This window comes from Stenotrophomonas sp. AGC87, assembly GCF_057333975.1.
Genome location: NZ_JBHFHW010000008.1, coordinates 40451 through 49361 on the forward strand (window position 1 = coordinate 40451; position 8911 = coordinate 49361).

Genomic DNA, 8911 nt, shown 5'->3' on the forward strand with positions numbered 1-8911 from the left:
AGGTAGTGCCGGCCGCTGGCCGGCAACCCGATCAGGTCAACGCCGTCATGACCCCACGCTGATACGCCGGCCGCTGCTTCAGCCGTTCGTACCACGCGGCCAGATGCGGCAGGTCCGGGCGCTGGATCGGCATCTCGAACCAGGCATAGATGAAGGCGCCCAGCGGGATATCGCCCATCGCGAACTGCTCGCCGGACAGATACGGCTGCCGCGACAACGCCTCATCGGCCATCGCCAGCAGCTCACCGGAACGCACCAGTGCGGCAGCGATGCGCGCCTCGTCCCGATCAGCGGGCGCGGTCCGCAACGTGCCCCAGAACAGATCGCGGAACACACCGGCGAAGGTCGAGGTGGTCCAGTCCATCCACTTCTCCGACTGCGCGCGCGCCACCACGTCTTCCGGGTACAGCGTGCCCAGCGCGTAGCGCGCGCAGAGATAGCGCACGATCGTGTTGGATTCCCACAACGGCAGGCCCTGGTCCTCGATCACCGGCACCAGCCCGTTCGGATTCATCGCGCGGTATTCCGGCGACTGCGTGCCACCGAAGGCACCGCCGACCTCGATCGACTCGTACGGCGCGCCGATCTCTTCGGCACACCACAGCACTTTGCGCACGTTGCTGGAATTGCGACGGCCCCAGATTTTCAGCATGATCGGATTCCCGTATCGTCGATGCGCGGCAGCGGGGTCGCGCGGTGCCGCTACGATACGCCCAACGGCGGGCTGTTACTTCGCCGCCTTCGCCGCACTCTTCTTGGGCAGTGCGCGCACATAGGTCGATTTGCCGTCCTTCTTCATCTCGAACAGGCCGGTCGCGGCCAGCAGATCGCTGAGTTTGCTGTACCCGTAATTGCGCGAATCGAACGAGGCCTGGTTGCCGATCTGGCTGCCGACCGGGCCCAGGTGTGACCAGCCATCCTCGGCTTCGGCCGAGGTCACCGCGCGGCGCAGCATCTGCACCAGCCGGGTGTCGTTGCGCAGCTCCGGGCCGCTCTTGCGCGGGCGGGTTTCCTCGTTGTCCTGTTCCACCTCCTGATCGGCCGCATGGGGTTGGCCCAGCGCTTCGATGTAGGTGAACTTAGAGCAGGCGTTGACGAACGGCTCGGGCGTTTTCTTTTCGCCGAAGCCGTACACCTTGACCCCGTCGGTCAGCAGGCGCATCACCAGCGGGGTGAAATCCGCATCGCTGGAGACGATCGCAAAGCCGTCCAGATTGCGCGCGTACAGCATGTCCATCGCGTCGATCACCATCGCCATGTCCGAGGCATTCTTGCCACGGCTGTAGGCGAACTGCTGGATCGGGCGGATCGCGTACTCGTGCAGCACGGACTCCCACCCTTTCAACCGCGGGCTCTTCCAGTTGCCGTAGGCACGGCGGACATTGGCCACGCCGTAGCGGGCGACTTCAGCCAGCACCGCGTCAATCTTGGAAGAGGGCGCGTTGTCGGCATCGATCAACAGGGCGATGCGCTTTTCCGGTTCGGACATCTCGGTCTCCTGGGCGGGATCGGATCGGCCATCGGGCAAGCGCGATGGCCCCTGAACTTAGTATCGGCCATCGACGTGAACACAGCGCTTCACGTGCGACCATGGGCCGCATCACGAGACGACCTGCGCCGCCCCCCTCCGGCGCCCGCCAAGGAGTGAAGCATGACCCGCGATCCCACGCCCCACCTGCTCATCATCGGTGGCGGTTTTGCCGGCCTCTGGGCCACCCGTGCCCTCGCCTCGGCGCACGTGCGCATCACCCTGGTGGACCGTCGCAACCACCATCTGTTCCAGCCGCTGCTCTACCAGGTGGCCACCGCAGGCCTGTCCGCGCCGGATATCGCCGCGCCGCTGCGCCACATCCTCGGTCACCAGCGCAATGTGGAAGTGCGCCTGGGTGAAGTGACCGACATCGACAAGGCCGCGCGCACCGCGACGCTGGCCGATGGCACGCAGATTACCTACGACACCCTGATGCTGTGCACCGGCGCCACCCATGCCTACTTCGGCCACGACGAATGGGCCGCCGATGCGCCGGGCCTGAAGACGCTGGACGATGCCATCGCGCTGCGCCGCAAGCTGCTGCTCGCCTTCGAGCGCGCCGAGGCCGAACCCGATCCCGCGCGCAAAGCGGCGTGGCTGAGTTTCGCCGTGGTCGGTGGCGGCCCCACCGGCGTGGAACTGGCCGGGACCCTGGCCGAGATCGCGCGGCACACGCTGCGCAATGAGTTCCGCCATATCGATCCCGCCTCGGCCAAGGTCCGCCTGGTCGAAGCCGGCCCGCGCGTGCTGTCCACCTTCCCCGAGTTGCTCTCGCTCAAGGCGCGCCGTCAGCTGGAAAAGCTGGGCGTGGAAGTGCTCACCGGCACGCCGGTCAGCGACATCACTGCCGAAGGCTTCCAGCTCGGCGAGCGCTTCGTCGAGGCCCGCACCGTGGTCTGGGCCGCCGGTGTCGCCGCCTCACCGCTGGCGCGCACGCTGGACGTGCCACTGGACCGCGCCGGCCGCGTGCCGGTGCAGCCTGACCTCACCCTGGAGGGCCACCCGGAGATCTTCGTTGCCGGTGACCTGGCGGCACTGACCCAGGCCGACGGCAAGCCGGTGCCCGGCGTCGCGCCGGCGGCCAAGCAGATGGGCAAGCACGTGGCCACCACGATCCAGGCGCGTCTGGCCGGCAAGTCCGCGCCCGGCGCGTTCAAGTACCAGGACTTCGGCAACCTGGCGACCATCGGCCGCATGGCCGCGATCGTCCACCTCGGCCGGCTGCAGCTCTCCGGCGTGCTGGCCTGGTGGTTCTGGCTGGCTGCGCATGTGTTCTTCCTGATCGGCTTCCGCAACCGCGTGGTGGTGCTGCTGAACTGGGCGGTGGCGTACTGGAGCTACCAGCGCAGCGCGCGGATCATCTTCGGCGATGCACAGGACGATCGCCGGCCGAAACGACCGCCCACGCCCTGATCATCCCTGCGACAGACAGCCCCAGCCATCCACCTGGCCGCTGTAGGAGACCGCCTCGCTGGCCAGCAGACCTTCGAAGCCGGCGATGTTCTGGTGGGTCGGCAGCATCAGCGGGTGCACCACCACCTGCCACGGGTAGTCTTCGTTGCCCTCGTAGGCGGCGAAGGACACCTTCTGGTCGTTCTTGAGCAGGTGCACGGCGAAGGCGATCGCCACGTCCTGGGTCGGGAAGATCAGCGCGAAATCGATCTCGCGCGGAATCGACAGATCATCGCCATCCTGCAGCATGTTCCAGAGCACATCGCCATTCTCATCTTCCGGGTACAACGACAGATCGCGGGACATGGCACTCCAGGGCTTGGGCAAGCGGATCAACGAAGGTCGATCGATGGTATGCGCTCAGCGAGCAGCGGGACAAGCTGGGCCAGCGCTCACTTCGCCGGGCCATCACCGCCGGCCACATACACGTTCCAGGTTGAGAGATAGTCCGGATCCACCACCGTTCGATCCAACGAATGAAGACGGTACGTGCCCGGTTCCGCTCGGTAATACTGCGCCAGGTCCGGCGGCAGCGCGACCTCTTTGCCATCCAGGCCACTGGCGAGCACCAGGCCTTCGCTCTGGTTGATCCGGAGTACTGTCCCGAACATCTGGCGGTGCCGGATCACCTTCCCGTCCCCATCGAGATAGGTAATCCCGGCGAGGACGACCGTACCGATCATCCGGCCCGCTTTCTGTCGCTCGATATCCGCCATGGCTGCCTCCGTCGTGCTCATCCGGCGCGCAGTCAATCAGATCGATGTCAGGGCGACCAGAGGAGAACGCGTCACGCAGGGCAGGCGCCCGGCGCTACCCTGGCTCGGCAAGCGCCAGCCACGCCAGCTTGCGCTCGCGCGGTTGCTGCTTCAGCTGCCACTCGGCCTTCGACGCCGTCGCGCGGTCCGGGTAGGCGCGCATCGCCAGCACCTTCACCGGTGGGTTGGCCCGGGTGTACTTCGCCCCTTTGCCGGCGAGATGGGCCTGGAAGCGTGCGTCCACGTCGTTGCTGATGCCGGCGTAATAGCTGCCGTTGCGGCATTCAAGCAGGTACAGGTACCAGAGGGCGGGTTCAGCGGGCATACCGGGATTATCCCCCGGTATGGGCCCGGCGGCTGCTAGAATCCGCCCCGGATGCAGGAGAGAGGCGCCGCGCTGGCGCCCGCCGAAGGCGCAGGCTCCCATAATCGCTCAGGCCGGTGGCTGCACAGCCACCAACCATGCATCCGACACGCCGATCTGGAGAGAGGTCTTCAATGACCCGCCGAAGGGGCACGTGGCCTTGGCCACCGAACTCTCAGGCAAAAGGACAGCGGGAGCGGCAACGGAATCCCACCCCACGACAGTGCAGCGGCGCTGGCGTGATGCGTGCGCGTTTCCGTCCCCGCCTGATGTGTCCCCCGGAGCCACCCCATGCTGCTCTCCCTGATCTACCTCATCGCCATCTCGGCCGAAGCCATGACCGGCGCGCTGTCGGCCGGCCGCCGCCGCATGGACCTGTTCGGCGTGGTCATCATCGCCTGCGTCACCGCGCTCGGCGGTGGCTCGCTGCGCGACATCGTGCTCGGCCATTACCCGCTGGGCTGGGTGAAGCACCCGGAGTACCTGGGCTTCACCATCTGCGCGGCACTGATCGCCACCTGGGTCGCCCGCTGGATGCATCACTTCCGGCGCACCTTCCTGGTGCTCGATGGGCTGGGCCTGATCGCGTTCACGCTCATCGGCTGCGCGGTCGCGCGCGAAGGCGGGCACACCGTGCCGATCATCCTGATCGCCGGCATGCTGACCGGCGCGTTCGGCGGCGTGCTGCGCGATGTGCTGTGCAACGAGGTCCCGCTGATCTTCCAGAAAGAACTGTATGCCGTGATCACCCTGCTCACCGGCGCGGCCTACCTGACCCTGCTGGAACTCGGTGTATCGCTCAACGCAGCCACGCTGTGGTGCCTGGGCGGTGGCTTCCTGTTCCGCCTGCTGGCCATCCACTTCAAGTGGGAAATGCCGAAGTTCGTGTACCGCGACGAGGTGCATTGACGCACCCGCGGGCATGACCAAGGTCACGGGAGCTTGAGCGGCCCGGCCCTGTATCATGGCGCTCCCGTTCCATTCGAACGGCATCCAGCCACGCGGCGGTGTTCCACCCGCTGCCCCGCCAGACACCCTCTCCCCCGTTGACCTGCCGCACTCGGCCGGTCCCCATGGACGCACTGCTCCGGTGGAGGGTGCGCAGGATGCGTATGTCCGCTTCAACGCCCCCGTCGTCTCGCCGTCGTATGGTCACACCGCTGTTGATCGCTGCCGCTGTCGGCCTGGCCGCCATCGCTGCATGGAAAGTGCTCTCGCCCGCCCCCGCCGCCGGCCCGTCCGGGGGGCCGCAGCCGACCCCGGTGCGTGTGGCCACTGCGACGCAGGAAGATCTGGTGGTGCGCCTGAAAGCGCTGGGCACGGTGACCCCGCTGCATACGGTGAGCATCCGCAGCCGCGTGGATGGCGAGCTGCTGCGCCTGGCATTCTCCGAGGGCCAGCACGTCACCGCCGGCGAGCTGCTGGCCGAGATCGATCCGCGCCCGTTCCAGGTGCAGCTCTCGCGTGCGCTGGGCACCCAGCAGCAGAACCTGGCCGAGCTGGACAATGCCGAAAGCCAGCTCAAGCGCTTCGCCGAACTGCAGAGCAAGCACTTCGTCTCCGCGCAGGACCTGAGCGATCAGCAGAGCAAGGTGCGCCAGCTGCAGGGCCGTCGCCAGACCGACCAGGCGGCGGTGGATGAAGCACGCCTGCAGCTGCAGTACACCCGCATCACCGCACCGGTGGCCGGGCGCATGGGCCTGCGCAATGTCGATGTCGGCAACCTGGTGCGCAGTGGCGATACCGAGCCGCTGGCAACCATCACCCAGACCACCCCGATCAGCGTGCTGTTCACCGTGCCCGAGCCGGACCTGCCGGCGGTGGTGGCTGCCGCACGCGCCAATCCGCAGCTGACCGTGGAAGCCTGGGACCGCGAGGAGCGCACTGCACTGGGCGATGGCGTGCTCTCCAGCCTGGACAACCGCATCGATACCGCCACCGGCACGCTGAAACTGCGCGCGCAGTTCGCCAACGCCGATGAGTCTCTGTTCCCCAACCAGTTCGTCAACGTGCGCCTGCAGGTCAGCAGCAGCGATGCGGTGGTGATTCCCAATGCCGCCGTGCAGTTCGGCAGCAAGGGCAGCTATGTCTACGTGATCGCGGCCGATGCCACCTCGCACCTGCGCACCGTGGTGCTCGGCCCGGCCGATGGCGAGCGCGTCTCGGTGCGCGAAGGCCTCAAGGCTGGCGAGCGCGTGGTGGTGGAAGGCATCGATGGGCTCCGCGAAGGCGCCAAGGTCGAGGTGGTGGAGCAGGACCCGCCGCGGACCGGCGCATGAACCTCTCGCGCCCCTTCATCGAGCGCCCGGTCGCGACCACGCTGCTGATGGTGGCGCTGCTGCTGTCCGGCGTGATGGCCTATCGCCTGCTGCCGGTCGCGGCACTGCCGCAGGTCGATTACCCGATCATCCAGATCACCACGCTGTACCCCGGCGCCAGCCCGGACGTCACCACCAGCGCGGTCACCGCGCCGCTGGAACGGCAACTCGGGCAGATTCCCGGCCTGAAGCAGATGTCCTCGACCAGCTCCGGCGGCGCGTCGGTGATCACCCTGCAGTTCTCGCTGGAGGTCGCGCTCGGCGTGGCCGAGCAGGAAGTGCAGGCCGCGATCAACGCCGCCGACAGCTTCCTGCCCGATGACCTGCCGGTGCCGCCGGTGTACCGCAAGGTCAACCCGGCCGATACACCGATCCTGACCTTGGCAGTGACCTCGCAGGGCCTCTCGCTGCCGCAGGTGCACGATCTGGTCGATACGCGCATGGCACAGCGCCTCTCGCAGCTGCCCGGCGTCGGCCTGGTCAGCCTGGCCGGCGGGCAGCGCCCGGCGGTGCGCATCCAGGTCAATCCGTCCGCGCTGGCCGCCAACGGGCTGAGCATGGCCAGCATCCGCACCGCGATCGGCACGGCCAACGTCAACATGCCCAAGGGCAGCTTCGACGGGCCGACCCGCGCGATCATGCTCGATGCCAACGATCAGATGCGCTCAGTAGCCGAGTACCGTGCGCTGATCCTGGCCTGGAAGGATGGCGCACCGCTGCGCCTGGGCGACGTGGCCACCATCGAAGATGGCGCCGAGAACCGCCAGCTGGCCGCGTGGTCAGGCACCACCCCGGCGGTGCTGATCAACATCCAGCGCCAGCCCGGCGCGAACGTGATCGCCGTGGTCGACCAGGTGCGTGCGCTGCTGCCGCAGCTGCAGGCCTCGCTGCCGGCCGGTGTGGATGTGGCCATCCTCAGCGATCGCACCGAATCGATCCGCGCGTCCATCCGCGGCGTGCAGCACGAGCTGCTGATCGCGATCGCGCTGGTGGTGATGGTCACCTTCCTGTTCCTGCGCAACATCCCGGCCACGATCATTCCCAGCATCGCGGTCCCGCTGTCGCTGGTCGGCACGTTCGGGGTGATGCTGCTGGCCGGCTTCTCGCTCAACAATCTCACCCTGATGGCGCTGACCATCGCCACCGGCTTCGTGGTGGACGATGCGATCGTGATGCTGGAGAACATCGCCCGTCATCTGGAGCGCGGTGCCACGCCGATGCAGGCGGCACTGAAGGGCGCCAGGCAGATCGGCTTCACGCTGATCTCGCTGACCCTGTCGTTGATCGCGGTGCTGATCCCGCTGCTGTTCATGGCCGACGTGGTCGGCAAGCTGTTCCACGAATTCGCGATCACCTTGGCGGTGGCGATCGGCATCTCGCTGCTGGTCTCGCTGACGCTGACGCCGATGATGTGCGCGCGCCTGCTCAAGGCCGGCCACGCCACCCGCCGCGATGCCGATGGGCAGGAATCGGCGCAGCAGGGCGACCCGTTCGACCGCGTGGTGGCGGTCTACGATCGCCAGCTGCACTGGGTGCTGCAGCGCCAGCCGCTGATGCTGGCCGCCACCGTCGCCACGCTGGTGCTGACGGCGCTGCTGTACGTGTGGGTGCCCAAGGGCTTTTTCCCGGTGCAGGATGCCGGGCTGATCCAGGGCATCAGCGAGGCGCCGCAGTCGATCTCCTTCCAGGCAATGGCGCAGCGCCAGCAGGCATTGTCGGCGGCGTTGCTGGAGGATGAGGACGTGGCCAGCCTGTCCTCGTTCATCGGTGTGGACGGCAACAACGCCACGCTCAACAGTGGGCGTCTTCTGATCGAATTGAAACCGCACGCACAGCGCGATGCCGATGCGCAGGCGATCATCGCGCGGCTGCAGCAGCGCGTGGCGCATGTACCGGGCATCAGGCTGTATCTGCAGCCGGTGCAGGAACTGGGTATCGAAGACCGGATCAGCCGTACCCAGTACCAGTTCACCCTGACCAGCCCGGACATCGCGCAGCTGGAAACGTGGACCCCACGCCTGCTCGAGCATCTGCAGCAGGCACCGGCGCTGGCTGACGTCGCCAGCGATCTGCAGAACCAAGGGCTGCAGGCACACGTGGTGATCGACCGGGTCGCCGCGGCGCGCCTGGGCATCAGCGTGGAGACCATCGCCGATGCGCTGTACGACGCGTTCGGGCAGCGCCAGATCTCGACCATCTTCACCCAGGCCAACCAGTACCGCGTGGTGCTGGAAGCGCGCCCGGACGTGGCCTTCGGCCCGGATGCGATCGCACGCCTGCACGTCACCGGGCCGGACGGACGGCAGGTGCCGCTGGGCGGCATCGCCCGGATCGAACAGCGCCCCGCGCAGCTGCTGATCAACCATGTCGGCCAGTTCCCGGCGGTGACGTTCTCCTTCAACCTCGCCCCGGAGGCATCGCTGGGCGAAGCGGTGCAGGCCATCGAAGGCGCACGCGCCGCGATCGGCCTGCCGGCCAGCGTCGAACTGCG

9 protein-coding genes and 2 riboswitches are annotated in these 8911 nt (G+C 67.4%); of the genes, 4 read left to right on the forward strand and 5 right to left on the reverse strand.

Annotated features, from left to right (window positions below; genetic code table 11):
- Nucleotides 1-31: 31 nt before the first annotated feature.
- On the reverse strand, nt 32-652 hold the full coding sequence (locus ACE026_RS03555) for a glutathione S-transferase family protein (RefSeq protein ID WP_265308800.1): 621 nt from the start codon (nt 650-652) through the stop codon (nt 32-34).
- A 75-nt stretch (nt 653-727) separates the two neighbouring features.
- On the reverse strand, nt 728-1489 hold the full coding sequence (locus ACE026_RS03560; RefSeq protein WP_088433653.1) for an NYN domain-containing protein: 762 nt from the start codon (nt 1487-1489) through the stop codon (nt 728-730).
- Nucleotides 1490-1651: 162 nt separating this feature from the next.
- Here ACE026_RS03560 and ACE026_RS03565 point away from each other — a divergent pair, with 162 nt between their 5' ends.
- Complete coding sequence (locus tag ACE026_RS03565) at nt 1652-2944, forward strand: NAD(P)/FAD-dependent oxidoreductase (RefSeq protein ID WP_486037884.1); 1293 nt, start codon at nt 1652-1654, stop codon at nt 2942-2944.
- Here the strand turns inward: ACE026_RS03565 and ACE026_RS03570 are convergent, their stop codons facing one another.
- The 3 genes from ACE026_RS03570 to ACE026_RS03580 all read right to left on the reverse strand — a co-directional run bounded on the left by ACE026_RS03570 (nt 2945) and on the right by ACE026_RS03580 (nt 4063).
- A complete protein-coding gene (locus tag ACE026_RS03570; protein ID WP_486037886.1) occupies nt 2945-3289 on the reverse strand; it encodes a ribonuclease E inhibitor RraB in 345 nt (114 codons plus the stop codon). It abuts the gene before it with no gap.
- A gap of 86 nt (nt 3290-3375) precedes the next feature.
- Nucleotides 3376-3699: a hypothetical protein gene (locus tag ACE026_RS03575; protein ID WP_486037888.1), complete on the reverse strand. Its 324-nt coding sequence runs from the start codon at nt 3697-3699 to the stop codon at nt 3376-3378.
- A 94-nt stretch (nt 3700-3793) separates the two neighbouring features.
- Nucleotides 3794-4063 (reverse strand): GIY-YIG nuclease family protein, encoded by a 270-nt coding sequence (locus ACE026_RS03580; RefSeq protein ID WP_486037889.1) that lies wholly within the window; start codon nt 4061-4063, stop codon nt 3794-3796.
- Nucleotides 4064-4107: 44 nt separating this feature from the next.
- Nucleotides 4108-4201, forward strand: a riboswitch (glycine riboswitch).
- Nucleotides 4202-4209: 8 nt separating this feature from the next.
- Nucleotides 4210-4301, forward strand: a riboswitch (glycine riboswitch).
- A gap of 92 nt (nt 4302-4393) precedes the next feature.
- Here ACE026_RS03580 and ACE026_RS03585 point away from each other — a divergent pair.
- The 3 genes from ACE026_RS03585 to ACE026_RS03595 form a co-directional block, all read left to right on the forward strand.
- Nucleotides 4394-5011, forward strand: a complete 618-nt coding sequence (locus tag ACE026_RS03585) for a trimeric intracellular cation channel family protein (protein WP_019183564.1) — start codon at nt 4394-4396, stop codon at nt 5009-5011.
- Between the two features lie 254 nt (nt 5012-5265).
- Entirely contained in the window at nt 5266-6381 is a 1116-nt protein-coding gene (locus tag ACE026_RS03590; protein ID WP_486037891.1) for an MdtA/MuxA family multidrug efflux RND transporter periplasmic adaptor subunit, read from the forward strand.
- Nucleotides 6378-8911, forward strand: a 2534-nt coding sequence (locus tag ACE026_RS03595) for an efflux RND transporter permease subunit (RefSeq protein WP_486037894.1), incomplete at its 3' end; no start/stop codon positions are given. The genes ACE026_RS03590 and ACE026_RS03595, both read left to right, overlap by 4 nt.

Bases quoted from the DNA above. Each gene is read 5' to 3' on its own strand.
- ACE026_RS03560 (WP_088433653.1), bottom strand. From the start codon at position 1,489: ATGTCCGAACCGGAAAAGCGCATCGCCCTGTTGATCGATGCCGACAAC.
- ACE026_RS03555 (WP_265308800.1), bottom strand. From the start codon at position 652: ATGCTGAAAATCTGGGGCCGTCGCAATTCCAGCAACGTGCGCAAAGTG.
- ACE026_RS03575 (WP_486037888.1), bottom strand. From the start codon at position 3,699: ATGGCGGATATCGAGCGACAGAAAGCGGGCCGGATGATCGGTACGGTC.
- ACE026_RS03580 (WP_486037889.1), bottom strand. From the start codon at position 4,063: ATGCCCGCTGAACCCGCCCTCTGGTACCTGTACCTGCTTGAATGCCGC.
- ACE026_RS03565 (WP_486037884.1), top strand. From the start codon at position 1,652: ATGACCCGCGATCCCACGCCCCACCTGCTCATCATCGGTGGCGGTTTT.
- ACE026_RS03570 (WP_486037886.1), bottom strand. From the start codon at position 3,289: ATGTCCCGCGATCTGTCGTTGTACCCGGAAGATGAGAATGGCGATGTG.
- ACE026_RS03585 (WP_019183564.1), top strand. From the start codon at position 4,394: ATGCTGCTCTCCCTGATCTACCTCATCGCCATCTCGGCCGAAGCCATG.